Raw genomic sequence first — 23,476 nt, 5'->3', positions numbered from 1 at the left:
AGCATATTGTCATATTCGAGGCCCCAGGAGGAGCCATGAGCGGCAGCACCGGCACCACCCGCAAGCCCGTGTACCTCGCCGTCTACGACACCCTGGCCGACTGGGAGCCGGGCCACGCCACCGCGCAGCTCGCTCGCGCCGGATACGAGATCCGCACCGTCGGCCCCACCCGCGAGCCCGTCACCACCGTCGGCGGCCTCCGCATCCAGCCCGACCTGGCCCTGGACGACGTACGGCCGTCCGACGCGGCCCTGCTGATCCTCCCGGGCGCCGACCTCTGGGACACAAGCGACGACCTCGCTCCCTTCGCCCGCAAGGCGCGGGAGTTCCTCGACGCCGGTGTGCCCGTCGCCGCGATCTGCGGTGCCACCGCCGGGCTGGCCCGCGAAGGCCTGCTCGACGACCGGGACCACACCAGCGCCGTCTCCTTCTACCTGGCCGCGACCGGTTACGGCGGCGGCGAGCGGTACGTCGAGGCCGACGCCGTCACCGACAGGGGGCTCGTCACCGCCGGCCCCACCGAACCCGTCGCCTTCGCCCGGGAGATCCTGCGCCTGCTGAAGGTGTACGACGACGAGGCCGTCGACGCCTGGTACCGCCTGTTCCACGACTCCGACGCGACGGCGTACGCCGTACTCGAGAAGGCCGGGGTCCTGTGAGCCGGGAACGTCAGGACCTGCTCAGCCGCAGCGCGCTCGGTGTCTTCCGGCTCAACGGCCAGTTCCTCGCGGTCGCCGAGGAGCTGGCCCGGCCGGCCGGGCTGACGGCGGCCTGGTGGCAGGTGCTGGGCGCGGTGCTCGGCGAACCCCTCCCCGTCGCCGGTATCGCCCGCGCCATGGGCATCACCCGGCAGAGCGTGCAGCGCATCGCCGACCTGCTGGTGGATAAGGGCCTCGCCGAGTACCGGCCCAACCCCGCCCACCGCCGCGCCAAGCTCCTCGCGCCGACGGACGAGGGGCGGGCGGCGATCTCCCGGATCAACCCCGGGCACGCGGCCCTCGCGGACCGGCTGGCGGAGGCCTTCGGGGAGGCGGAACTCGCTGATGCCGTACGGGTTCTGGAACGGTTGTCGAAGGTGCTCGACCAGATCGCCGTTCCTGTTACGGAACCGTAGACGCGGCCCCCCCTCACCTCCTCATATGCCGCACTATCGTGGGGCCGTCGCGTAGGCGGGGGCTTGCGTGGGCGGGGGTGGGGGCGTGTGATGGAGAAGCTCGGGCCGGGCGATCCGCGGCAGATCGGGGCGTATCGGCTGCTGGCGCGGCTGGGGGCGGGCGGCATGGGGGACGTCTATCTCGCCCGCTCCGATCGTGGCCGTACCGTCGCCGTGAAACTCGTACGGCGGGAGCTCGCCGCGCAGGAGGAGTTCCGGGCCCGGTTCCGGCAGGAGGTGCAGGCCGCGCGGCAGGTCGGCGGGTTCTGGACCGCGCCGGTGCTCGACGCGGACACGGAGGCCGAGGTGCCGTGGGTCGCCACCGGGTATGTGGCCGGGCCCAGCCTCCAGCAGGTCGTGGGGCGCGACCACGGGGCGTTGGCCGAGCGTTCGGTACGGATCCTGGCGGCTGGCCTCGCGCATGCGCTCAAGGACATCCATGCCGCGGGGATAGTGCACCGGGATCTGAAACCGTCCAACATCCTGGTCACCATCGACGGACCGCGCGTCATCGACTTCGGGATCGCCCGCGCGCTGGAGACGGTGGGCGAGAGCGGGCTCACCCGCACCGGCGCGCTCATAGGGTCGCCGGGGTTCATGGCGCCCGAGCAGGTCCGCGGCGACCGGATCACCCCTGCCTGCGACGTGTTCTGCCTGGGCTCGGTGCTCGCGTACGCCGCGACCGGCACGCTGCCCTTCGGCTCCGTCGACAGCGGCGCGCACGCCGTGATGTTCCGGATCGCCCAGGAGGAACCCGACCTGGAGGGGGTGCCCGAGGGGATCGCCGAGCTGGTGCGCGACTGCTTGCGCAAGGACCCCGGCACCCGGCCGACGCTGGACCGGATCCTGGAGCGTACGGGGGCCGAGGACACCGTCTCCGGCGGCCGGTCCCGGGATCCGTGGTTGCCGGGTGCGCTGGTGGCGCAACTGGGGCGGCATGCCGTGCGGTTGCTGGACGCGGAGGATCCGGTGGGGCCGGACGGGGTGCGTTCGCCGGAGGCGGGCACCGGGGCGCTGCCGGGCTCCGTGGAGCCGACTCCCGCGGCCTCACCCGAGCACGCCCCGGCCGCCGCGGCGACACCGCCGGACCAACTCCCCACCGTGTCCGCGACGCGAGGCGGTCCGCACCCCCAGCCCTCGCCGCAACCGGGGTACGTCTACCCGCCGCACGGCCCGACCCCGCCGTACGCCCCACCCCTGCCCTACCTCCCCGCCACCCCACCCGAAGAACCCCGCCGAAGCGGCCGTTCCACGGCGGCGCTCATCGCCGTCGCGCTGGTCGTGGCGCTCGCCGCCGGCGGCTCGGTGTACGCCCTCATGAACGGCGGCACCGAAGACAGGACCGGAGGCAACCCGACCACCCCTTCCGCTTCCCCGCCCCCTACCCCCTCCCCCTCCTCCTCGTCCCCGACGGACGGCGTCATCCCGGCGGACTACCTGGGCACCTGGACGGCCTCGATCGACAACGGCGACGGCGAGAACACCCGTCGGCTGACCATCCGGCAGGGCGAAGTGGGCGACACGGTCCTGACCCTGGTCGCCGACGGCCCCGCCGGCACCGGCACCTACCACTGCGAGTTCGAGGCGCGACTGTCCGAAGCGCCCGGCGAGACGGGCCCGTTGGAGATGGGCCCGTCCAAGGTGACAGCCGGCGAGCCGCCCACCGCCTGCTCACCGGGCGACGCCACCGAGGTCACGGTGCTGTCGGACGGCAGGCTGGAGCGGGTGAACGCGAACAGCGGGGAAAAGCTGACGTACACCAGGCGGTGACAACGCGGTGGCTTCGCCCGCAGAGGGCTTGACCTCTCGGCGCCGGTCCAGGCATTCCAGCCCGTCCGGCGTTTGAGGACGAGGCCCGTTCAGGGCCTCGGCTCCGCCGCGGGCCCCTACCGAGGCTCAGGCGGCCGCTGCCGAGGCATGTTCGGCCGAGCCCCATTCCCCGGCGGCACAGAAAGCCGCCCCTGCCCCACCCCCACATCCTGCCGAGCCCCACCGGCCACAGCCGACTGAATCCCCAAAGGCGCCGACCCCGTCCGGAACTCCACCATCCAGTCCGCAGTCTCCGCCCGCACCAGCTCGCTCACGTCCTCCGAGAACCGCCGCAGCACCCCCAGACACCGCTCCGCCGCCTCGCTCGCCGTCCCCTCGGCCGGCCCCAGAACCTCCCGCACACTCTCCGTCGCCCAGTCGAACTGCAACACCTGAAGCCGCCGCTGCACCGCCTGAGCCGTGGCGACGTCCCTTATCCACCCGGACGTCACCCCGAAGAACCGATCGACCGCCACACACGCCACCGCCAGCAGCAACGCCAGATACCCCCACGGCGCCACCCCGCTCGCGACCCCCGTCAGATCCAGCAGAGGCAGCGCGGCCCCCACGACCGCCCCCGACGCCGCCCCACCCCGCAACGCCCAGGCCCCCCGCCGCTTCCACACCCGATCCGCTAGATACCACGCGGCCGTGTCCAGCGCCCCCCGCTCCACCCACCGGTACAACTCGTGCAACCGCACGGCCGGCTCACCCCAGTCCCCGAGCGGAAACGCCCGCCCCCTCAGATCGCCCGGCCGGATCCCGGCCGCCCCATCGCCGCCCCCGACGCTCCGCCCGTGCTGAGACGACCTCTCGGGCTGCATCTCCGGCTGACCCACTCGGCACTCCCTACTGTCACGGTGCGTGACATCACGTACGGCCTGCGACGTGGAAAGGACCCCCCGCAGTGCACGGAACGTCACGCAGCACCTGAGGCTGACGCGCCGAATCCTTCCTAGCGCCCCATGAGTGTCGAAGAGATGCCTTTCGCCTCTTTTCCGCCCGGAAGAGGGTCTTGATCAGGTATCGGACTCCAGTTCCTCTCACTCGAAAGAGTGCTGGGGCGACGGCTGCGCCGACCACGTAGGCTCGTGCTGAACGCGAAAGCCGAGCGGGGAACCCCGTACGGGGAACCCCGTACAGAGCCCCGTAGAGACGCAAGGAGCTGATCGTGATCCCCGGTGGTGGCCAGCCCAACATGCAGCAGCTGCTCCAGCAGGCCCAGAAGATGCAGCAGGACCTGGCGAGGGCGCAGGAGGAACTGGCGCAGACGGAGGTCGAGGGTCAGGCGGGCGGCGGCCTGGTGAAGGCCACCGTGACGGGCTCCGGCGAACTCAGGGCGCTCAGGATCGACCCGAAGGCGGTGGACCCGGAAGACACCGAGACCCTCGCCGACCTGGTCGTAGCGGCCGTACAGGCGGCCAACGAGAACGCGCAGAACCTCCAGCAGCAGAAGCTGGGCCCGCTGGCCCAGGGCCTGGGCGGCGGCAGCGGTATCCCCGGCCTGCCCTTCTGACGTTGCCGTCGTTCTACGGCTTGCCTTTCTAAGACGGGCCGCGGCCAACTACGGTACGTACCGTAAGGAACCCCAGGAAGGACGGCAGTCCGTTGTACGAAGGCGTGGTCCAGGACCTCATCGACGAGTTGGGGCGGTTGCCCGGCGTCGGTCCCAAGAGCGCGCAGCGGATCGCCTTCCACATCCTGCAGGCGGAGCCGACGGACGTACGGCGCCTGGCCCAGGCCCTGCTGGAGGTCAAGGCGAAGGTCCGCTTCTGCGCGACATGCGGGAACGTCGCGCAGGAGGAGCTGTGCAACATCTGCCGGGACACGCGCCGTGACCCGGCGGTGATCTGCGTGGTCGAGGAGCCGAAGGACGTCGTGGCGATCGAGCGGACCCGAGAGTTCCGCGGCCGCTACCACGTCCTCGGCGGCGCGATCAGCCCGATCGAGGGTGTCGGACCGGACGACCTGCGTATACGGGAACTTCTCGCGAGGTTGGCCGACGGGACGGTCACGGAACTGATCCTGGCCACGGATCCGAATCTCGAGGGCGAGGCCACGGCCACGTACCTCGCGCGCATGATCAAGCCCATGGGCCTGAAGGTCACCCGCCTGGCCAGCGGCCTCCCGGTGGGTGGCGACCTGGAATACGCGGACGAGGTCACCCTCGGCCGCGCCTTCGAGGGGAGACGACTCCTAGATGTCTGACGCCACGCTGCACGCGACCGAGCACGACCCGGACGACTTCGCGGTCCAGATCTCGGACCAGATCGAGAGCTTCCTCGTCGCCGTCACGGAGGTCGCGAAGGGCGACGAGCCGGGTTCGACCGTGCCCTTCCTCCTCCTGGAGGTCTCCCAACTCCTCCTGGCCGGCGGCCGTTTGGGCGCCCACGAGGACATCGTCCCCGAGGAGCGCTACGAGCCCGACCTGGGCCCCGAGCCGGACGTCGACGAACTCCGCGAGAACCTCGCCCGCCTGCTGGACCCGATCGACGTCTACTCGGAGGTCTTCGACCCCTACGAGCCCCGCAAGGCCCCGGTCCCGGCCCGCATCTCCGACGACCTGGCCGACGTCATCACCGACCTGCGCCACGGCATGGCCCACTACCGCGCGGGCCGCACCGCGGAGGCCCTGTGGTGGTGGCAGTTCTCCTACTTCTCCAACTGGGGCACGACGGCGTCGGCGACCCTGCGCGCCCTGCACTCGGTCCTGGCCCACGTCCGCCTGAACCAGCCCCTGGAGGAGCTGGACGGCCTGGACACGGACCAGGGCATGATGGGCGACGAGACGCTGGAGTTCGAGGCCGGCAGGGTCATGGAGCAGGAGATCGGCGAGCCGCTGGGGCTGCGGCCCGCACAGTAGCGGCCGAGGGCTGGTGTGACGCACGTTACGAAAAAGGGCTTCTGAAGCGGCGTAATGCATGGGGCCCTCGGGCGGTCTCTCAGGCACAACGGTCACCCCCGGCCGGTTGCCCCGCCTGAATCGGAGCCCCACCATGCACGTCACCCTTGAGCAGCCGACCGGCGCCCGTCTGATCACGGCCGCGGACCAGGAGATCGCGATACCCGCGACCCTCCGCTACACCTCCGCCGACCCGCTGGCGGTGCACATCGACTTCCCGCCGCATGTCACGCTCGACGGCGAGGTCACGACGTGGACGTTCGCCCGCGTACTGCTGAGCGAGGGCCTGCGCGCCCGGGCTGGGGTCGGCCGCGTCCGTGTCCGGCCGTGCGGGTCGTCCCACACGTATGTGGAGTTCCACGTGCCGGAGGGCACGGCGGTGCTCCGCTTCGGCTCGGCGGACCTGTTTCGCTTCCTGGCCCGCACCTTCACCGTGATCGCGCCGGGCGAGGAGACCGTGGGGGCCGAGCTGGACCAGGGTCTGGTGGCGCTGTTCCGGGGGCGGGTGTGATACGCGGTTTCCGGGGCGCCCTGTCCGCCCCGCAGGCGTACGCGCTGGGGCGCCGGCTGCGGGAGGTCCGTGAGGAACAGGGCCTCACACGGGGGCAGGCGGCCGACGCCGCGGCCCTCTTCCCGACGTGGATATCGCAGATGGAGGGAGGCGAGATCCACGACCTGGAGACCATGCGCGCATACGCGCGTGCGCTCGGAACCCGCCTCCCGGGGCCGCGTGCCGCACGCGTACGGCGTCGGTGACCCGGTTCCCGGCCCCGGTCACCGGACTCCTCCATGACGAACGTATGGCGAGTCGGTCAAAGGCATTGGCGTGGACGGGAGTCGGGCTCTGCGTGGCGGGTGCCCTGGGGTTGGCCGTCGACGCCGCGGATGCCTGGGCGGGCGCGGCCGGGGGAGCGGCGGGGCTGACGGCGGTGACGCTCCACGCCCTCCTCGGGCCGGTGCCGACGCCCACGGCCGCCGTGACCGCGAGCGGTACGCGTTCGGTTGCCGGGGGCGGCAGCATCGGTGCGGTTTCACGGGAGTCGGGCTCTGCGTGGCGGGTGCCCTGGGGTTGGCCGTCGACGCCGCGGATGCCTGGGCGGGCGCGGCCGGGGGAGCGGCGGGGCTGACGGCGGTGACGCTCCACGGCCTCCTCGGGCCGGTGCCGACGTCCACGGCCGCCGTGACCGCGAGCGGTACGCGTTCGGTTGCCGGGGGCGGCAGCATCGGTGCGGTTTCACGGGAGTCGGGCTCTGCGTGGCGGGTGCCCTGGGGTTGGCCGTCGACGCCGCGGATGCCTGGGCGGGCGCGGCCGGGGGAGCGGCGGGGCTGACGGCGGTGACGCTCCACGGCCTCCTCGGGCCGGTGCCGACGTCCACGGCCGCCGTGACCGCGAGCGGTACGCGTTCGGTTGCCGGGGGCGGCAGCATCGGTGCGGTTTCGACGGGGGACGGGGTGTCGACCGCGCCGCCGCCCACGCTGCCCGCCGCCCCCACGCGGCCGGCGAACGGGCCCGTCACCGCCTCCGGGGACCGTTCGATCGCCGCCGTAGGCTCCGCCGCCGAGCATGGTCAACCTGCCTGAGAGGACAGGTCTGTTCATCGGCCGGCAACTACGAACTCGTGCGTGCCGACGGCGTGCTCGCACCGGCTCAGCACTTCGTCGGGCACGACGGTTGGACTGATCACAGCCCCCACAGCCCCCACAGCCCCTTCCCCACGGCCGTCACCCCACCCGTCAGGGCGAGCAACAGCACGAGCGGCCGGGCTCGCTTCTCAGGTGTCCGGGAGGCGAGCCGCCTGCCGATCAGCCCGCCCGCCCCCCATCGCCAGGACCATGAGAACCCACTGCGTCCCGGCTCAGCCCCGGCCCCCCCGTTCGACGCCACGGAGAACGCGTTCACGACCATCGCCGCCGAGTTCATGAAGCCGCCCGCCGCCCCGGCCGCGATCGCTCCCCGGGTGCCGTGCAGGGCCGATATCCGAACGCCCCGCATGACCAGCAGCACGGCTGCCGTGACCAGGCCGCCCATGGCCAACAGCAGCCAGGGCTCGGGGAGTTGACGAGCCACCAGGTGCCGCGGGCACCGTGCACGCCGCCACCACGCGCAGCGGGACCATCGCGGCCGGGCGTACGCGTCGCCAACCGCCCGCCATCCCCACCAGACAGATCGCCCCGGCGGCGCAGTTGGCGACGCGTACGCCCTCGGCCGGTGCCGGTGAGCCACTGCACGGACGAACCGAGCAGTACGATCCCCGCCAGCAGTACGTCGCCCGTCCATCCGCCCGTCACGGGCCGGTATCCTCCTCTGGCCGACGGCACGTGATCAATGGCCGAGTCCCGCTGTGCACGGGTGATCGCGCCGATACGGGAAGTGAATTGGAAACGCCTTGTCCCGGGGCTGTACGTCCGCTGCACGGCCCCTAACCGGCGGCAAGCGAGTCTGGAGTCACTTCCACCGCAGAGAACGCGGAGGGAAACACCCCCCTGACTCGCCTTGGAGTTGAGATGACCCGTAAGGCTCGCATACGCGCCGCCCTTGTCACCGCCACCGCCCTCGTCGCCGCAGGCACCTTCGCCGCCGGCGTCGCAGTAGCCGGGCCGAAGGCGGACGCCAAGCCCGCCAAGGCGCAGGTCGTCTCGCTGTTCGACGACTGGAACGCCGCGCTGCAGACCGGCGACTCGGAGAAGGTCGCGGACCTCTACGCGAGCGACGCGGTGCTGCTGCCCACCGTGTCCAACAACGTCCGCACCGACCGCGCCGAGATCGTCGACTACTTCGACAAGTTCCTGCAGAGCAAGCCGGTTGGCAAGAAGGTCAAGACGGTCGTCAACGTCCTCGACAGCAACTCCGCGATCGACACCGGCGTCTACGAGTTCACGCTCACCGACAAGGCCACGGGCGAGAAGAGCGTCGTCGAGGCGCGCTACACGTACACGTACGAGAAGATCGGCGGCAAGTGGCTGATCGTCAACCACCACTCCTCGGCGATGCCCGAGAAGTGACCGTCAGCCGCCGGTGCGCTGTGCGGCCGCCCGTAGGCGGATCTCCACGCACAGCCCGCCGCCGGGGGCGTCCCGCAGGGCCACGGTCCCGCCGTCGTCCGTCACCAGCTGCTTGACGACGGCGAGGCCGAGGCCGGAACCGGCCTTCCCGGTCAGGCCCTTGCCGCGCCAGAACCGGTCGAAGGCCCGGGACTTGTCGGTGTCCGACATGCCGGGGCCCTCGTCGAGAACCGAAAGCACCACCTCGTCGCCCCTCGACTCCACCCGGACCGTGATCGTGCCGCCGTCCGGTGACACCTCCAGGGCGTTCGAGAGCACGTTGTCCAGCACCTGGTCCAGATGACCGGGGCTGGTCAGCACAAGCAGCCGGCCGTCGGCACTCCCCCCGAGCGTGATGGTGACTCCGCGCTCGTCGGCGGCCGGCCTCCACACGTCCAGCCTCTCCCGCACGATGTCCCCCAGGTCCAGCGGCTCGGCCGCCGACACCTTCGCCTCGGCCCGGGCCAGCACCAGCAGGCCGTTCACCAGCCGGCTCATCCGGACGACCTCGGCCGTGGCCTGCTCCACGTCCTCCCTGACGAAGTCGTCGTCCACGCCGTCCGCGATGTTGTCCAGCGACAGCCGCAACGCGGTGAGAGGGGTGCGGAGTTGATGCGAGGCGTCGGCCACGAAGATGCGCTGGGCGGCGACCAGCGTGTCCAGGCGTTCCGCGCCCTGGTTGAGGGTGCGCGCCAGTGTCTGGGTCTCCGGGGGGCCCGTCACGGGGGAGCGGGCGGTCAGATCGCCGTCGCTGAACTTGCTCGCCATGTCGTTGAGCTGGCGCAGCGGCCGGGTGATACGCCGGGCTGCCGCGGCGCCGATCACGGCGGCGACGGCCAGGACGGCAACCGCGAGGCCCGCGCGGAAGCCCCAGATGGTCCAGAGGCGCTCGGTGAGCCCGCCGGTGTCGTACACGATCCGTACGGCACCGACGACCGGGCCCCTGTTGCGGCCGTCGAGGTCCTCCTTGCTCTCGCGAGCGGCAACGGTGATCTTCAGCTCCGGCCCCCAGATGAAGGAGGAGCCCCAGTCGGTCGTCGGGTTGCCCGTCTCCAGGGCCTTGGCCAGGGCCGCGTCCTGGTCCGGGAGCGGCAGGACGGTGTCGCAGCGGGCGGTCGCCTCGACCTTGCCGGGTGTCTGCCGGGTGTAGGCCGTGGCCATCTCCTCCAAGGCCGCGCACGACGGGGGGTTCCCGTTGCCGAGCAGCAGGGCCATGGTGTCGGCCTCACGCTTGACGGAGTCCGCGGTGTCGTCCCGCAGCTGGTCCGTGAGGGTGAAGGCGACCGGCACGGTGAACAGCGCGATCGCGACGGCGACGAGCCCGACGTAACTGCGGATGAGCTGACGGATCATGACGCGCCGCTACCGCCGTCGCTCTTGTCGCTCTTGTCGATCTCCAGCCGGAACCCGACCCCCCGCACCGCCTCGATCGTGATTGCCCCGGCGAGCTTGCGCCGCAGCGCCGCCACATGGACGTCCAGGGTCTTCGTCGGGCCGAACCAGTTCGCGTCCCAGACCGCCTCCATGATCTGCTCGCGCGACATGAGCGCCCCGGGCTCCTCGGTGAGGAAGGCCAGCAGGTCGTACTCCTTGGGCGCGAGGGCGACCTCCTCGCCGTCCAGGCGGACCCGGGCCGCCTTGCGGTCGATGGTCAGGCGGGGGCCGTAACGGTCCGGGCCGGCCTCGGCGGCAGCGGCGGGGGTGCGCGGCTGCATCCGGCGCATGACCGCTCGTATCCGCGCGATGACCTCGCGGACCCCGAACGGCTTGGACACATAGTCGTCCGCGCCGAGCTCCAGCCCGACCACCCGGTCCGTCTCGTCGCTGCGCGCGCTGATCACGATGATCGGCACGTCACCGCGCTCGCGCAGCACCTTGCAGACGTCGAGACCGTCGGTGTCGGGCAGGCCGAGATCGAGGAGTACGACGTCGTAGGGCTCGGCGTGGCCGAGCGCCGCGGCACCCGTGGTGACCCAGGCCACGTCGAAGCCGTAACGCAGCAGTCCTCGCCGGAGCGACTCGGCGACCGGCTCGTCGTCTTCCACCAGCAGTACGCGCACAGGCGAACCATAGTGGTTGAACTTTAAAGACGGCCGGTCGCCGAGCCTGTGGGCAGGCGATAAGCAGGTAAATCGGCTGCTGTCAGGCTGCTACCACAGGACCGGCAGTCGCTCCGGGATCCGTTTCATGAACCCGGTCCGCCACACCAGCTGCTCGATCGGCACCGCGAGCCGCAGCCCGGGCATTCGCTCCAGCAGGGTCTCCAGGGCGATCTCCGCGTGTTTGCGGCCGAGGGCGGTCGCGGGGCAGTAGTGGCGGCCGCCGCCGAAGGAGAGGTGGGCGGTGCTGTTCTCGCGGGTGAGGTCGACGGTGTACGGGTCGGGGAAGGCGGCCGCGTCGAAGTTCGCGCCCTCGACCAGGACGAGGACCAGCTCGCCCGCCTTGACCTGTACATCTCCCAGGAGTACGTCCTCGGTCGCCAGCCTCGGCAGCCCGTCGCCGATGGACAGGTTGATGCGCAGCAGCTCGTCGACGGCGGCCGGGACCAGGGTGCGGTCGGCGAGGAGGCGGGCGTGCAGCTCGGGGTGCTGGATCAGCGACACCAGCGCCATGGTCAGGAAGCCGGCGGTGGAGATGACACCGGCGCCGAACATCGTCACCCCCACCGTGGCGAGCATCTCGTCGGTGAGGTGCCGGTAGTCGGGGTCGGCGCGCAGGGCGGCCAGCTCGGCCATCAGGGCGGTGGTCGCCGGCTCGTCGAGCCGCTCCGTCATGTACGCGATGTCCCGGTCCCAGTTCAGCCGCGCCCCGGCGACCGGGCAGGCCGAGTTCATGAACGCGATGTCCAGGCTCCGCATCAGCCTGGGCGCGTCCGCCTGCGGGATGCCGAGGATGCGGCAGTGCATGCCCGCCGAGTACGGGTCGGCGAAGCCGCCGCGCAGGTCCGCCGGGGCGCCCTCGCGGATCAGCGCGTCGACGAGTTCGGCGGCGTAGGAGCCCATCCACTCCGCGAGACCCGGGCTCTTCGGGTTCAGCGCCTTCAACACCGCCTTCCGCAGTCCCGCGCCGGTGATGTTCCCCATGTTGTTGACGACCTCGGGCGGGATCGTCAGCGCGTACTGGCGGGGCACGCCCGGGGCCGAGGTGTCCTTCAGGCTGAAGCGCGGGTCTTCGAGAACCTGCTTGCACAGGTCGTACGACGACACGAGCCAGGCCTCGTCACCGGCGATGGTGCGGACGCGACGCACGGGAGTGGCGGCGCGCAACTCCGCCACCTCGGCGGGTATCTGGTCGCCGCGCCAGGAGAAGGGGAAGTCGAGGGGGGCTTCAGTGAGCATCGGTGGTCCTGTCTGCCGGCGTCACGATGGCGTGCCCCTGGTTGCGCGAGGCACGCAGGCCCGCGCCCCGGGAGTAGAGGAGCTCGGCCATCGGCAGGAGCTGGTGGTAGCAGTTGAGGGAGGAGGGGACGCCGAGGATGGCGGGCGTGTCCAGGAAGAGGGGCGCCTCGGCACAGACGTAGGCCAGGCAGACCTCGCGCTGCGCCTCGGTCACTTGCCCGGCCTTGCCGGCCAGGAAGGTGTCGACGAGCTTCTCGCAGGTCGTGCGGAACTCGTCGTCGGTGGCCAGGCGGGCCTGCAGGCGATCGTGGATCTCGCGGTACGCCGAGTTGCCGCGGAAGTCCGACATGGCGTGGGCGTGCAGGCGCGTGCCGCCGGGGTCGACGGCTTCGACGGCGCCGAGAACCTTGGCGCGCACGCCGCGCAGGTTCTTCACCGTCTTGCGGCGCGCGTCGTCGGGCGGATAGCCGGACGCCGCGTACATCTCCGCCACGTACAGGTCCGTGTAGACGAAGTCCACGCGCTCGAAGAGGGCGAGTCCCCAGCGGGCGAGGTCGTGGACGCGGCGGGCGGAGAAGTAGCTGTTGCCCGGGGAGACGCCGATGACGGCGTGGTCGCCCGCGACGCGGATGACCTCGCAGTGCGGCGTGAAGGGCTGGATCTTGAAGAGGCCGGCCGGGGAATCCGTATCGGCTCGGGTGACGTGCTGGATCTCTGGATCGGTCACAGTCGTCAAAGGAAGAGATTCCTTCGCGTCGCGAGTCCCGATGGAGCCTTGTGCTCCTGGTGTGGCGACGACGACGCGAAGTTAGCGTTCGACTACGGAGAGCGTCAATGGCAAAGATCGCGACCGGCGGTCCTCGCGTCGGCGTCGGGCAGGTGGGTGTCCGCGGCGACCCGAGTGACCTGCACCACTAACCCGGTTGCCCCACCCCCGACGGGGCAGAGACCATCCCGGAGCGCCGAATCTCACCATCTGGGAACCCCAAGGTCGTTTTCGGACGCTCGTTAAACTGAGCCGACACACACGGACTGAGCGAGGAGCGCACGTGGGCCTTGTCGTGCAGAAGTACGGAGGCTCCTCCGTAGCCGATGCCGAGGGCATCAAGCGCGTCGCCAAGCGGATCGTGGAAGCCAAGAAGAACGGCCACCAGGTGGTCGCCGTGGTTTCCGCGATGGGCGACACGACGGACGAGCTGATCGATCTCGCCGAGCAGGTATCCCCGATGCCTGCCGGGCGCGAGCTCGACATGCTGCTGACCGCCGGAGAGCGGATCTCCATGGCATTGCTGGCCATGGCGATCAAAAACCTGGGCCACAGCGCCCAGTCGTTCACTGGCAGCCAGGCAGGTGTCATCACCGACTCGGTCCACAACAAAGCGCGGATCATCGATGTCACGCCTGGCCGGATCCGCACCTCGGTGGACGAGGGCAACATCGCCATCGTGGCCGGGTTCCAGGGCGTCAGCCAGGACTCGAAGGACATCACCACCCTGGGGCGCGGCGGGTCGGACACGACCGCCGTGGCGCTGGCCGCCGCCCTCGACGCCGAGGTGTGCGAGATCTACACCGACGTCGACGGCGTGTTCACCGCCGACCCGCGTGTGGTGAAGAAGGCGAAGAAGATCGACTGGATCTCCTTCGAGGACATGCTGGAGCTGGCCGCGTCCGGCTCGAAGGTGCTGCTCCACCGCTGTGTGGAGTACGCCCGCCGGTACAACATCCCGATCCACGTCCGGTCCAGCTTCAGCGGACTGCAGGGCACGTGGGTCAGCAGCGAGCCGATCGATCAAGGGGACAAGCAGGTGGAGCAGGCCATCATCTCCGGTGTCGCGCACGACACCTCCGAGGCCAAGGTCACCGTCGTCGGTGTGCCGGACAAGCCGGGCGAGGCGGCCGCGATCTTCCGGACGATCTCCAACGCCGAGATCAACATCGACATGATCGTGCAGAACGTGTCCGCGGCCTCCACGGGCCTGACGGACATCTCCTTCACGCTCCCCAAGGCCGAGGGCCGCAAGGCCATCGACGCCCTGGAGAAGAACAAGAGCGGCATCGGCTTCGACTCGCTGCGCTACGACGACCAGATCGGCAAGATCTCCCTGGTCGGCGCGGGCATGAAGACGAACCCCGGTGTCACCGCCGACTTCTTCACCGCCCTGTCCGACGCCGGCGTGAACATCGAGCTGATCTCGACCTCCGAGATCCGCATCTCGGTCGTCACCCGCGCCGACGACGTCAACGAGGCCGTCCGCGCCGTGCACAGCGCCTTCGGCCTCGACTCCGACAGCGACGAGGCTGTCGTGTACGGAGGCACCGGACGCTGATGGCGGGAATGGAGTCCCGCCGCCCGACGCTCGCGGTCGTGGGAGCGACCGGAGCCGTCGGCACGGTCATGCTCCAGATCCTCTCCCAGCGCGCCGACGTCTGGGGTGAGATCCGTCTCGTCGCCTCGCCGCGCTCGGCCGGCCGCAAGCTGGCCGTGCGCGGCGAGGAGGTCGAGGTGGTGGCGCTCACCGAGGAGGCCTTCGACGGGGTGGACGTCGCGATGTTCGACGTACCCGACGAGGTGGCCGCCCGATGGGCGCCGATCGCCGCCGCCAAGGGCACGGTGGTGGTGGACAATTCGGGCGCCTTCCGGATGGACCCGGATGTGCCCCTGGCCGTTCCCGAGGTCAACCCGCATGCCGTACGGATGCGGCCGCGCGGCATCGTCGCCAACCCCAACTGCACCACCCTCTCCATGATCGTGGCGCTGGGCGCGCTGCACGCGGAGTTCGGGCTGCGCTCCCTGGTGGTCTCCTCGTACCAGGCGGTGAGCGGGGCCGGGCGCGCCGGCGTCGAGACCCTGCGCCAGCAGCTGTCCCTGGTCGCCGGTACGGATCTGGGCACCAGCCCCGGTGACGTACGGAGGGCCATCGGCGAGAACACCGGGCCGTTCCCGGAGCCGGTCGCGCTGAACGTCGTGCCGTGGGCCGGGTCGCTGCGCGAGGACGGCTGGTCGTCGGAGGAGATGAAGGTGCGGGACGAGTCCCGCAAGATCCTCGGGCTGCCGAAGCTGCCGGTCGCGGTGACCTGTGTGCGGGTGCCGGTGCTGACCGGGCACTCGCTGACCGTGCACGCCCGCTTCGAGGGCGAGGTCACCGTCGCCAAGGCGCGCGAGATACTGGCCACCGCGCCGGGGGTCGTGCTCTACGACGACCCGGAGGCCGGGGAGTTCCCGACGCCCGCCGACGTGGTGGGCACCGATCCGACCTGGGTCGGCCGGGTGCGGCGCGCGCTCGACGATCCGACGGCGCTCGAACTCTTCGTCTGCGGCGACAATCTGCGCAAGGGCGCGGCCCTCAACACCGCGCAGATCGCCGAGCTCGTGGCGGCGGAGTTTTCGTGAGACCTCCCGTGGACCTCCCGTAGTGCCGGAAAACTCCTGGGCCTTGGTTGAATCGTTTGTAGGATCTATATGAAAAGTGTGAGCCGATCGATGGTCCGGACCACTTGAACCGGACCCCGGCGGCAGCCGAAGATTTTCCTCCCCGCTCTGCAACCGCTTGCAGAGCGGGGAGCGTCTTTGCGGTCGCCCTTATGGGGCGTGAATGACGCGTTTTTCTGGCGTGGGGACGCCATGAGCCGGGCGTGGGGACGTCCGCTCATTTTTGACATAAGGGAAGAGCGGGTAGGCATGTGGGCGTTTGACGCACGGTCAGCTGTGCTGCCTGGCGCAAGAGGGTCGGCTGCGGGGATTGACGCAAAATTGACGTCCGGCACGTACAACCCTCACGGGGGGACGCGTGTCCAACAGGCGTGGCAGAGGTACTCGACTTCAGTGCGGCGACCCGCGGTACGGCCCTACGGCCGCCCCGCCGGCCCGTCCGATCCCGCATGCCCGGTGCGCCCGGCGGCATGCCGGTGATCGCGCCCATGCCCGCAGCGCGGCCCGCCCGCATTCCCAGTCAGCGCGACGGCTCCGAACACGCCGAGAACACCGCGGCGGCCGGTACGACCGTCGACCACCTCACCGAGACCTACCGGGCGCACTACCGCTCGCTGCTGGGTCTCGCCGCCCTTCTCCTCGACGACACGGCCTCCTGCGAGGACGTCGTCCAGGAGGCGTTCATCCGCGTCCACTCCGCGCGCAAGCGCGTGCGTGACCCGGAGAAGACACTGGCCTATCTGCGCCAGACCGTCGTCAACCTGTCCCGCTCCGCCCTGCGCCGCCGGATACTGGGCCTGAAGCTGCTGTCCAAGCCGATGCCCGACATGGCGAGCGCGGAGGAGGGGGCGTACGACCAGCTTGAGCGCGACTCCCTCATCAAGGCGATGAAGGGCCTGCAGCGCCGGCAGCGCGAGGTGCTGGTCCTGCGTTACTTCGCGGACATGACCGAGGCGCAGGTCGCCGAGACGCTCGGCATCTCGCTGGGCTCGGTGAAGGCGTACGGCTCGCGCGGCATCGCGGCGCTGCGGGTGGCCATGGAGGCGCCGGCATGAGCGAGGACCATGACGGGCGGCGTCATCTGCACGTGCCCCACGAGCCGTCCGGGGATCCCCCCACGCCCTTCGGGCAGTGGGGGAGGCGTGAGCCGACCGGGCGGCCGGACAGGCAACAGCCGAAGCAATCGCACGCTGGGAACGGAACTGTGAACCACGGCCCCGACGACCAGAGCCCCGAGGGGCTCGACTCGGACGAGCTGGCACTGCGCCGCATGCTGCACGACGCGGTCGAGGAGATCGAACCGCGCGACGGCACGCTGGACCATCTGCGGCGGGCGGTGCCCGCGCGACGGGCGCGCAAGCGGCAGGCCCTCGTCGGCGTGGCGGCCGCGGCCCTCTTCGTCGGCACCGCCGTCCCGGCCCTGGTGCACGTCTCCAACTCCACCGGCTCCGACGTCAACCCGTCCGTGGCCGGGCACGGCCAGGACGCGCAGGGCGGGGTCGGCGAGGGCAAGGAGACGGACGGCGGCGCGAGCATGTCCGGCGGCTCCTCGGGCAAGACCGAGGACAAGGGCAAGGGGAGCGAGAAGGACGAGGACAAGGGCACCGGCACCGGTGCGGGTACCGGCTCCGGGAGCCCCACCGACCCCCTGGCGACCAGCCCGGCCGGCATAGCCGCGTGCACCGCCGACCAGCTCGGCACGTCCGGCGGGACCACGGACGCCCCCGACCCGTCCGGCACGGTCTACGGCACCTTCACCTTCAGCAACATCTCCACCGTCGACTGCACGGTGAGCAGCCCGGGCACAGTGAGCCTGGCCGCGGGGGGAGCGGCGGACGGCTCGAAGATCACCGATGCCCGGCATGTCGCCGGTGACGCGGCGGCCGGCCTGCCCGATCCAGCCCAGGAGCTGACCTCTCTCGTCCTCAAGCCGGGCGGCTCGTACCAGGTGAAGTTCGCCTGGGTCGCCTCGGAGACCTGCCCCACCACGAGTGACCCCACCACCGGCGGCACGGGCGGCAACGACCCCTCACCCACGCCCACCCCGACCGAGAACAACACCGGCACGACCGACGGCACCTCCACCGGCGGCGACACCGGCACCTCCACCCAGCTGGTGACGGAGGACACCACGGTCGACGGGAGCGTCACGATCACCAACACACCGGAGGCGGGAGCACCGGCGGCCACGGTGACGGTGTCCAACGCGTGCGCGGGGATCGTGTACTGGACGGGCGTGCTGGCAGGGGCGTAGCTCGCGGTCGGCACCCGCGGACGAGCGGGCGCTCGCCGCCGCCCCGGGCGGGGTTCCCCTCGGGTTTCCCCCTAGGCCTTCGCCTTCTCGTGCGTCGTCGGGTGCCCGCTCGACTCCTCGGCCCGGCCCCCCTCATTCCCGCCGGGCCCGTCTGCGGCCTCGCCGTCCGGCACCAACCCCAGTTCCGCGTCCCGCACGAACTCCACCTCGCGGCGGAGCAGGCGGAACCACATGAAGACCACGAAGCCCGCGAAGACGAACCACTCGCCGGTGTAGCCGAGGTTCTGGAACGCCTTCAGGTCGAGGCCGGTGTCGTTGGCGGCGGCCACCGGCACGGGCTTCATGCCGGAGTCGGCCTTGTCGAGGGTGACCCAGGCGTCGTAGACGTCGTACGGCACCAGGTTCACCAGGGACGCCGCGCTGATCGCCGCCGTCTGGCCGGACGGCAGGCCACCCTGCGCGGCCACGCCGTTCTCGCCCGGCACCTCGGACGCCTGGAGCGCGCCGGTGACCGTGACCTCGCCGGTGGGTGCGGCGGGGGCCTCGGCCCGGTCGGCGTCGCCGGGCCGCCAGCCCCGCACGACCGGCAGGGCCTTGCCCCCGTCGGTGTGCAGCAGCGTCAGCACGTAGTACCCCTGCTTGCCGTCCAGGTCCCGGTCGGGGACGAGCAACTGCTTGCCGTACCGCCCGCTCGCGGTGACCTGCTTGCCCACGGTCGCCTTGTTCACGGGCAGCAGCTCGGTGAGCGGACGGGGCGCCTCCCGCTTGTTCTCCGCGGCCTGCTCACCGGCGCTGCGATGGTCCGCCACACGCGCCTCGAACCGGCTCAGCTGCCACGACCCCATGAACACGCAGAAGGGGATGGCGAGCAGCACGAAGACGTTGATTCCCCACCAACGGGGCGTCAGCAGAAACCGGTACACGCCCTCAACGGTACGGGGCTCCTGCGGAGGGCCTGGCCGGGGGGTCGGTACGGCTCCGTGAGGTGGTCGCGGTCGGCGGCGAGCGAGCGGGGGTGTGGAGGCCCAGGTGGCACTGCTGGTGCGGCAGCGACCGGCACGTGGATGACGGAGTGCATGACGGAGTACATGACGGAGTACATGACGGAGCGCATGACGAAGTGCATGACGAAGTGCATGGCGGAGTGCGTGGCCGCGAAGTTATCCACAGGCTGGGGACCTCGTCAACGAATTGTCGGCGGGGCCAGGCACTATGGGGCAATGACTGAGAGCCACGGGTCCGATTCGCGGGATCACCACAAGCACGACAAGGCCATGCCGGACTGGGAGAAGCGCTTCCGGGCGCCTCGGGTGTCGCTGCCCGACTGGGCGGAGGACGCCCCGGACCGTTCCTTGTTCGTGTCGAACGCCACAGGGACGTACGAGCTGTACGCCTGGGACCGGTCGACGGGCGAGCAGCGCCAGGTGACCGACCGGCCGAACGGCACGACGGACGGCGTGCTCACCCCGGACGGCGCGTGGATCTGGTGGTTCGACGACAAGGACGGCGACGAGTTCGGCGTCTGGCGCCGCCAGCGGTTCGGCGGCGGTGAGGACGAGCTCGCGGCGCCGGGCCTGGACCCGTCGTACCCGGCGGGCCTCGCCCTGGGCCGCGACGGCCGTACGGCGATCGTGGGCCGCTCGACGGACGAGGACGGCACGACGATCCATCTGGCCCGCACCGGCAAGCCCCCGCTGGAGATCTACCGCCACCGCGAGTCCGCGGGCGTCGGCGACCTCTCGCACGACGGCACGCTGATCGCCATCGAGCACACCGAGCACGGCGACGCGATGCACTCGGCGCTGCGCGTCCTGCGCCCCGACGGCACGGCGGTCGCCGAACTCGACGACACCAAGGGCGGCTCGAAGGAGCTGGGCCTGGAGGTCCTGGGCTTCGCCCCGGTGGAGGGCGACGCGCGCCTGCTCATCGGCCACCAGAGGCGCGGCCGCTGGGAGCCGCTGGTGTGGGACGTGGCGACGGGGGAGGAGACGGACCTGGCCCTGGAGCTGCCCGGTGACGTGAGCGCCGAGTGGTATCCCGACGGCACCGGTCTGCTGGTCGTGCACAGCTTCGAGGCCCGCAGCGAGCTGTTCCGCTACGACCTGGCCCGGCGCGAGCTGGTGCGGATCCCGACCCCGGCGGGCTCGGTGTCGGGGGCGACGGCCCGTCCGGACGGCAGCGTGGAGTACCTGTGGTCGTCCGCGGCGCAGCCGTCGGCGGTGCGGTCGACGACGGGGCACGTGGTCCTCGACCCGCCCGGCATGAAGTCCCCCGGCTCGGTCCCGGTGCGGGACGTGTGGGTGGAGGGCCCCGGCGGCCGCATCCACGCCCTCGTGCAGCGCCCCGAGGGCGCCGAGGGCCCACTCCCGACGGTCTTCGACATCCACGGCGGGCCGACCTGGCACGACAGCGACGCGTTCGCGGCAGGTCCCGCGGCCTGGGTGGACCACGGTTACGCGGTGGTCCGGGTCAACTACCGCGGCTCCACCGGCTACGGGCGCGCCTGGACGGACGCGCTCAAGCACCGGGTCGGGCTGATCGAGCTGGAGGACATCGCGGCGGTCCGGGAATGGGCGGTGACGTCCGGCCTCGCCGACCCGGCCCGCCTGATCCTGACCGGCGGTTCGTGGGGCGGCTACCTCACCCTCCTCGGCCTCGGCACCCAGCCGGACGCGTGGACCCTGGGCATCGCGGCGGTCCCGGTCGCCGACTACGTCACGGCGTACCACGACGAGATGGAGTCGCTGAAGGCCCTGGACCGCACGCTGCTGGGCGGCACACCGGAGGAGGTGCCGGAGCGCTTCGAGGCGTCGTCACCGCTGACGTACGTCGACCAGGTGAAGGCCCCGGTCTACATCTCGGCAGGCGTGAACGACCCGCGCTGCCCGATCCGGCAGATCGACAACTATGTGAAGCGCCTGGAGGCCCGCGAGGCGGTGCACGAGGTGTACCGCTACGACGCGGGCCACGGTTCGCTGGTGGTGGACGAGCGGATCAAGCAGGTGAGACTGGAACTGGACTTCGCGGAACGCCACTTGGGGGCTCCGCAGCAGCTGTAGCCCTCACCGGCCTGGAGGGAGCCGGCGTTCGTCCCGCCGAGGTGAAGGGGCGCCGCCCCTTCGCCCCCGCCAGGGGGCTCCGCCCCCTGGACCCCGGGCCTTTGCCCACCCCACTGCCCGACTCGGTCGACCAAGAGGCCGAACTCGAAAAGCTTCCAGGCTCCGCTTCTCAAACACCGGCCGCGTCATTCAGCTCCGTCCGGCGTTCGAGGACGAGGCTGCTCCGTCCCTGGCCCCCACCCGCCCGCTGGGGGCTTGGCCTTGCGGCGCCGGCTGTCGTTTCTCAGTGCCGACGGCATCATCCAGCCCGTCCGGCGTTCGAGGACGAGGCCCGTTCAGGGCCGAAGCGGGGGTCTGGGGGCCGCAGGCCCCCAGGGGGCGGGGTCGAAGGGGCGGCAGCCCCTGGGGATGGGACGGGTAGGGGCGGCGGGGGCGAAAACCCCCGGCCTAAGCCCCCGCCCGCTCCCGAGACCGCCTCCCCAACAGTTCCGCCAACCCCCGCCGCGTGGCGGCCAGTACCACCCGGTCCTCCTTCTGGAGGACGTAATCGTCGGGCAACTCCCACACCCACCCCGAAGCAGACGCACCCCCCGCCCGACCGTCCTCGTCCGCCTCCTCCACCGCCGGCTCGTCGCGCCGCTCGTCCCGCCCGGTCCGATCCAGCGCCAGCACCCGCCAGGCACCCGCCCGAAAGGCCTGCCCGACGGTCTTGTCCTCCAGCTGCGGATGACCGGCCACGTCCATCGCCGCGAACAGCAGCACCCGCCGCTCGACCGGAATGGCACCCAGGATCTGACGCCCCATCATCGCCCCGGCGAACGCGGGCGCGGCCAGATGCGTCACGCTCCGGCTGCGGGTGGACGCGTAGGGGTGAGCGGCACGCAGGGTGCGGTAGACGGCGGTGGCGAAGTCGTCGTCGTACAGACGCAGGACCACACGGAGGTCGGGGCGCACGGAGCGCGCGTACAGGGCGGCTTCGAGGTTGGTGGTATCCGCACTGGTCACGGCCAGCAGCGCATGCGCCCGGTGGATCTTCGCCGCCTCCAGGACCCCCTCCTGAGTGACGTCCCCGAGCACCACAGGCACCCGCAGCCGCCGCGCCGTCGCCAGCCCGCGCGCCTCGGGATCGGCCTCGACGCACACCACGGGGATGTGCAGTTCCCGCAGCCGCGTCAGCACCCGGGTGCCGATCTTGCCCAGCCCGAGCAGCACCACGTGCCCGCCCAGCCCGCGCGGCGGTTTGCGCAGTGCGGACGCGGAACGGAACGTGCCGAGGGCCTCCAGCACAGCCGCCAGCAGCACCGGAAGCAGCAGCAGACCCATCAGCCCGGACAGGAGCTGGAGGATCTGGCGGGCCAGACCCTGGTGGAGCGCGGGTTCGTTGATGGCGAAGAGGTCGAGGAGGGTCATGTAAGTGGCGTACAGCGGGTGTTCCCCGGTCACCACCGTCAGCGCAATGGCGAGCGCCGCCACACACCCCACCAGTCCGGCCAGCGACCACCGCAACCGCCGCGAGAACAGCGACGCGAACGCCGGTACGACGCCCCGCCCTCCACGGCTCGACGGCAGGGACGGGCCGGCGTACGACACCTGCTCCAGGACGACCGTCCCACGCCCCCTGGCCCCCTGCACCGCCGCAGCGTCCGGCAGCAGCAGCGGCCCCTGCTCACCATTGCCGTCCGAACCGCCCGAACCGTCCGAACCGCTCGCTCCGGCCGAGCCGTTGCCGGTCGTGGACAGCAGGGCCAGCGTGGCCAGCCCGGAAGGGGGCGCCTGACCGGGCCGCAGCGGCGGGCGTTCCACCGCACGCAGCAGCAGGCCGTCCGTCTGCACGACCTTGGTGGTGCCGGCCACGGCGGAGGCGGCCAGCGCGGGGGCGGCCGTATCGGCGTCGGACAGGACGGTCGTGGAGGCGTCCAGGGCGGCGTCGCCCGTACCCGTCGCCAAGGTGGCCGCCTGGTCGAGGAGTTCCTCGATGTGCTGGCCCAACCGCCGGTTGTACAGGCGCAGGACGAGGCGGAGGCGGGGGTTGAGGCGGCGGGCGGTGAGGGCGGCGCGGATGTTGGTCTCGTCGTCGTCGTAGACGAGGGCGAGCGCGGCGGCCCGTTCCACGCCCGCGTCGGTGAACGCCTCCTCGGTGGCCTCCGGGGTCTCCAGCACCCGTACGCTCCCGGCCGGTTCGCTGCCGCCGCCGGGCCCGCCGCCCGTTCCGCCACCGGCCCCGCCGGCCGCCCGGTTGACGGCCGCGTTCACCACCCGGTCGAGCAGTGCCGCCGACACCGCCCGGGCCCGGCCCACGACGGGCGGCCGTACCGTGCGTTCGGAGGGCGGCACGACGAGCGTGACCTGTTCGCCGTACACCCCGCGCAACTCGTCGGCCAGCCGGTGCGCGAGCCCGTCGTCGCCGCACACCACCATGTGCGGGGCCGTGTCACTCCCTAAGCCCTGATTCGGAACGCTCGCCACGAGAGGAAAGACTGCCTCACTGG

At 71.5% G+C, this 23,476-nt stretch carries 22 protein-coding genes and 1 pseudogene; 15 read left to right on the top strand and 8 right to left on the bottom strand.

Annotated elements, in window-relative coordinates:
- The first annotated feature begins 35 nt into the window (after positions 1-35).
- The 3 genes from QQM39_RS20280 to QQM39_RS20270 all read left to right on the top strand — a co-directional run bounded on the left by QQM39_RS20280 (position 36) and on the right by QQM39_RS20270 (position 2,923).
- On the top strand, positions 36-659 hold the full coding sequence (locus QQM39_RS20280; RefSeq protein ID WP_301998571.1) for a type 1 glutamine amidotransferase family protein: 624 nt from the start codon (positions 36-38) through the stop codon (positions 657-659).
- Positions 656-1,114: a MarR family winged helix-turn-helix transcriptional regulator gene (locus QQM39_RS20275; RefSeq protein WP_301998570.1), complete on the top strand. Its 459-nt coding sequence runs from the start codon at positions 656-658 to the stop codon at positions 1,112-1,114. The genes QQM39_RS20280 and QQM39_RS20275 overlap by 4 nt, the downstream gene beginning before the upstream one ends.
- A 90-nt stretch (positions 1,115-1,204) precedes the next feature.
- Positions 1,205-2,923 carry a serine/threonine-protein kinase gene (locus QQM39_RS20270; protein ID WP_302003650.1) on the top strand — a complete coding sequence of 573 codons (1,719 nt, stop codon included), beginning with the start codon at positions 1,205-1,207 and terminating at the stop codon, positions 2,921-2,923.
- 116 nt (positions 2,924-3,039) lie between these two features.
- On the opposite strand, the gene QQM39_RS20265 is transcribed toward QQM39_RS20270, so the two are convergent.
- Positions 3,040-3,801 carry an SLATT domain-containing protein gene (locus QQM39_RS20265; protein ID WP_301998568.1) on the bottom strand — a complete coding sequence of 254 codons (762 nt, stop codon included), beginning with the start codon at positions 3,799-3,801 and terminating at the stop codon, positions 3,040-3,042.
- 332 nt (positions 3,802-4,133) lie between these two features.
- On the opposite strand from QQM39_RS20265, the gene QQM39_RS20260 reads away from it, so the two are divergent.
- The 6 genes from QQM39_RS20260 (at position 4,134) to QQM39_RS20235 (ending at position 7,445) form a co-directional block, all read left to right on the top strand.
- Positions 4,134-4,478: a YbaB/EbfC family nucleoid-associated protein gene (locus QQM39_RS20260; RefSeq protein WP_062697765.1), complete on the top strand. Its 345-nt coding sequence runs from the start codon at positions 4,134-4,136 to the stop codon at positions 4,476-4,478.
- Between the two features lie 92 nt (positions 4,479-4,570).
- Positions 4,571-5,170, top strand: a complete 600-nt coding sequence (gene recR, locus QQM39_RS20255; protein WP_128433740.1) for a recombination mediator RecR — start codon at positions 4,571-4,573, stop codon at positions 5,168-5,170.
- A complete protein-coding gene (locus QQM39_RS20250) occupies positions 5,163-5,825 on the top strand; it encodes a DUF5063 domain-containing protein (RefSeq protein ID WP_301998566.1) in 663 nt (220 codons plus the stop codon). The genes recR and QQM39_RS20250 overlap by 8 nt, the downstream gene beginning before the upstream one ends.
- 133 nt (positions 5,826-5,958) lie before the next feature.
- Positions 5,959-6,375, top strand: a complete 417-nt coding sequence (locus tag QQM39_RS20245; protein WP_301998564.1) for an SsgA family sporulation/cell division regulator — start codon at positions 5,959-5,961, stop codon at positions 6,373-6,375.
- Positions 6,372-6,620 carry a helix-turn-helix domain-containing protein gene (locus QQM39_RS20240; RefSeq protein ID WP_301998562.1) on the top strand — a complete coding sequence of 83 codons (249 nt, stop codon included), beginning with the start codon at positions 6,372-6,374 and terminating at the stop codon, positions 6,618-6,620. Before QQM39_RS20245 ends, QQM39_RS20240 begins: the two co-directional genes overlap by 4 nt.
- Before the next feature lie 498 nt (positions 6,621-7,118).
- The gene (locus QQM39_RS20235) at positions 7,119-7,445 is read left to right on the top strand and encodes a hypothetical protein (protein ID WP_301998560.1); all 327 of its coding nucleotides are present in this window, start codon (positions 7,119-7,121) and stop codon (positions 7,443-7,445) included.
- A gap of 100 nt (positions 7,446-7,545) precedes the next feature.
- On the opposite strand, the pseudogene QQM39_RS20230 reads toward QQM39_RS20235, so the two are convergent.
- Positions 7,546-8,153, bottom strand: a pseudogene (locus QQM39_RS20230) (sulfite exporter TauE/SafE family protein).
- 216 nt (positions 8,154-8,369) lie between these two features.
- On the opposite strand from QQM39_RS20230, the gene QQM39_RS20225 reads away from it, so the two are divergent.
- The gene (locus QQM39_RS20225) at positions 8,370-8,867 is read left to right on the top strand and encodes an SgcJ/EcaC family oxidoreductase (RefSeq protein WP_301998552.1); all 498 of its coding nucleotides are present in this window, start codon (positions 8,370-8,372) and stop codon (positions 8,865-8,867) included.
- Positions 8,868-8,870: 3 nt separating this feature from the next.
- Here QQM39_RS20225 and QQM39_RS20220 read toward each other — a convergent pair whose 3' ends face one another.
- The 4 genes from QQM39_RS20220 to QQM39_RS20205 all read right to left on the bottom strand — a co-directional run bounded on the left by QQM39_RS20220 (position 8,871) and on the right by QQM39_RS20205 (position 12,971).
- Positions 8,871-10,259, bottom strand: coding sequence for a HAMP domain-containing sensor histidine kinase (locus QQM39_RS20220; protein WP_301998550.1), 1,389 nt, complete (start codon positions 10,257-10,259; stop codon positions 8,871-8,873).
- The gene (locus QQM39_RS20215) at positions 10,256-10,966 is read right to left on the bottom strand and encodes a response regulator transcription factor (RefSeq protein WP_301998548.1); all 711 of its coding nucleotides are present in this window, start codon (positions 10,964-10,966) and stop codon (positions 10,256-10,258) included. The genes QQM39_RS20220 and QQM39_RS20215 overlap by 4 nt, the downstream gene beginning before the upstream one ends.
- A 90-nt stretch (positions 10,967-11,056) precedes the next feature.
- Positions 11,057-12,244 (bottom strand): cytochrome P450, encoded by a 1,188-nt coding sequence (locus tag QQM39_RS20210; protein ID WP_301998546.1) that lies wholly within the window; start codon positions 12,242-12,244, stop codon positions 11,057-11,059.
- A complete protein-coding gene (locus QQM39_RS20205; protein ID WP_302003649.1) occupies positions 12,234-12,971 on the bottom strand; it encodes a tRNA-dependent cyclodipeptide synthase in 738 nt (245 codons plus the stop codon). The genes QQM39_RS20210 and QQM39_RS20205 overlap by 11 nt, the downstream gene beginning before the upstream one ends.
- Positions 12,972-13,293: 322 nt before the next feature.
- Between QQM39_RS20205 and QQM39_RS20200 the strand changes: the two genes are divergently transcribed.
- The 4 genes from QQM39_RS20200 (at position 13,294) to QQM39_RS20185 (ending at position 17,928) form a co-directional block, all read left to right on the top strand.
- Positions 13,294-14,571, top strand: coding sequence for an aspartate kinase (locus tag QQM39_RS20200; RefSeq protein ID WP_128433729.1), 1,278 nt, complete (start codon positions 13,294-13,296; stop codon positions 14,569-14,571).
- Entirely contained in the window at positions 14,571-15,635 is a 1,065-nt protein-coding gene (locus QQM39_RS20195; RefSeq protein ID WP_301998543.1) for an aspartate-semialdehyde dehydrogenase, read from the top strand. The genes QQM39_RS20200 and QQM39_RS20195 overlap by 1 nt, the downstream gene beginning before the upstream one ends.
- A 410-nt stretch (positions 15,636-16,045) precedes the next feature.
- Positions 16,046-16,729: a SigE family RNA polymerase sigma factor gene (locus QQM39_RS20190; protein WP_301998541.1), complete on the top strand. Its 684-nt coding sequence runs from the start codon at positions 16,046-16,048 to the stop codon at positions 16,727-16,729.
- Positions 16,730-16,878: 149 nt separating this feature from the next.
- Positions 16,879-17,928 carry a hypothetical protein gene (locus tag QQM39_RS20185; RefSeq protein WP_367668939.1) on the top strand — a complete coding sequence of 350 codons (1,050 nt, stop codon included), beginning with the start codon at positions 16,879-16,881 and terminating at the stop codon, positions 17,926-17,928.
- A 71-nt stretch (positions 17,929-17,999) separates the two neighbouring features.
- Here QQM39_RS20185 and QQM39_RS20180 read toward each other — a convergent pair whose 3' ends face one another.
- Positions 18,000-18,851 carry an SURF1 family protein gene (locus tag QQM39_RS20180; protein WP_301998536.1) on the bottom strand — a complete coding sequence of 284 codons (852 nt, stop codon included), beginning with the start codon at positions 18,849-18,851 and terminating at the stop codon, positions 18,000-18,002.
- Positions 18,852-19,148: 297 nt separating this feature from the next.
- Between QQM39_RS20180 and QQM39_RS20175 the strand changes: the two genes are divergently transcribed.
- Positions 19,149-20,987 (top strand): prolyl oligopeptidase family serine peptidase, encoded by a 1,839-nt coding sequence (locus QQM39_RS20175; RefSeq protein ID WP_301998534.1) that lies wholly within the window; start codon positions 19,149-19,151, stop codon positions 20,985-20,987.
- 447 nt (positions 20,988-21,434) lie between these two features.
- On the opposite strand, the gene QQM39_RS20170 is transcribed toward QQM39_RS20175, so the two are convergent.
- Positions 21,435-23,405: an NAD-binding protein gene (locus QQM39_RS20170; RefSeq protein ID WP_301998532.1), complete on the bottom strand. Its 1,971-nt coding sequence runs from the start codon at positions 23,403-23,405 to the stop codon at positions 21,435-21,437.
- Between the last annotated feature and the right edge of the window lie 71 nt (positions 23,406-23,476).

This window comes from Streptomyces sp. DT2A-34 (assembly GCF_030499515.1).
In the GTDB taxonomy this organism is placed as follows: domain Bacteria; phylum Actinomycetota; class Actinomycetes; order Streptomycetales; family Streptomycetaceae; genus Streptomyces.
This window is presented reverse-complemented; position numbering and strand designations above follow the sequence as displayed.

Excerpts from the sequence above, each read along its gene's own strand:
- QQM39_RS20280 (WP_301998571.1), top strand. The coding sequence starts at position 36 with ATGAGCGGCAGCACCGGCACCACCCGCAAGCCCGTGTACCTCGCCGTC.
- QQM39_RS20270 (WP_302003650.1), top strand. The coding sequence starts at position 1,205 with ATGGAGAAGCTCGGGCCGGGCGATCCGCGGCAGATCGGGGCGTATCGG.
- QQM39_RS20250 (WP_301998566.1), top strand. The coding sequence starts at position 5,163 with ATGTCTGACGCCACGCTGCACGCGACCGAGCACGACCCGGACGACTTC.
- QQM39_RS20245 (WP_301998564.1), top strand. The coding sequence starts at position 5,959 with ATGCACGTCACCCTTGAGCAGCCGACCGGCGCCCGTCTGATCACGGCC.
- QQM39_RS20225 (WP_301998552.1), top strand. The coding sequence starts at position 8,370 with ATGACCCGTAAGGCTCGCATACGCGCCGCCCTTGTCACCGCCACCGCC.
- QQM39_RS20220 (WP_301998550.1), bottom strand. The coding sequence starts at position 10,259 with ATGATCCGTCAGCTCATCCGCAGTTACGTCGGGCTCGTCGCCGTCGCG.
- QQM39_RS20210 (WP_301998546.1), bottom strand. The coding sequence starts at position 12,244 with ATGCTCACTGAAGCCCCCCTCGACTTCCCCTTCTCCTGGCGCGGCGAC.
- QQM39_RS20195 (WP_301998543.1), top strand. The coding sequence starts at position 14,571 with ATGGCGGGAATGGAGTCCCGCCGCCCGACGCTCGCGGTCGTGGGAGCG.
- QQM39_RS20175 (WP_301998534.1), top strand. The coding sequence starts at position 19,149 with ATGACTGAGAGCCACGGGTCCGATTCGCGGGATCACCACAAGCACGAC.
- QQM39_RS20170 (WP_301998532.1), bottom strand. The coding sequence starts at position 23,405 with ATGGTGGTGTGCGGCGACGACGGGCTCGCGCACCGGCTGGCCGACGAG.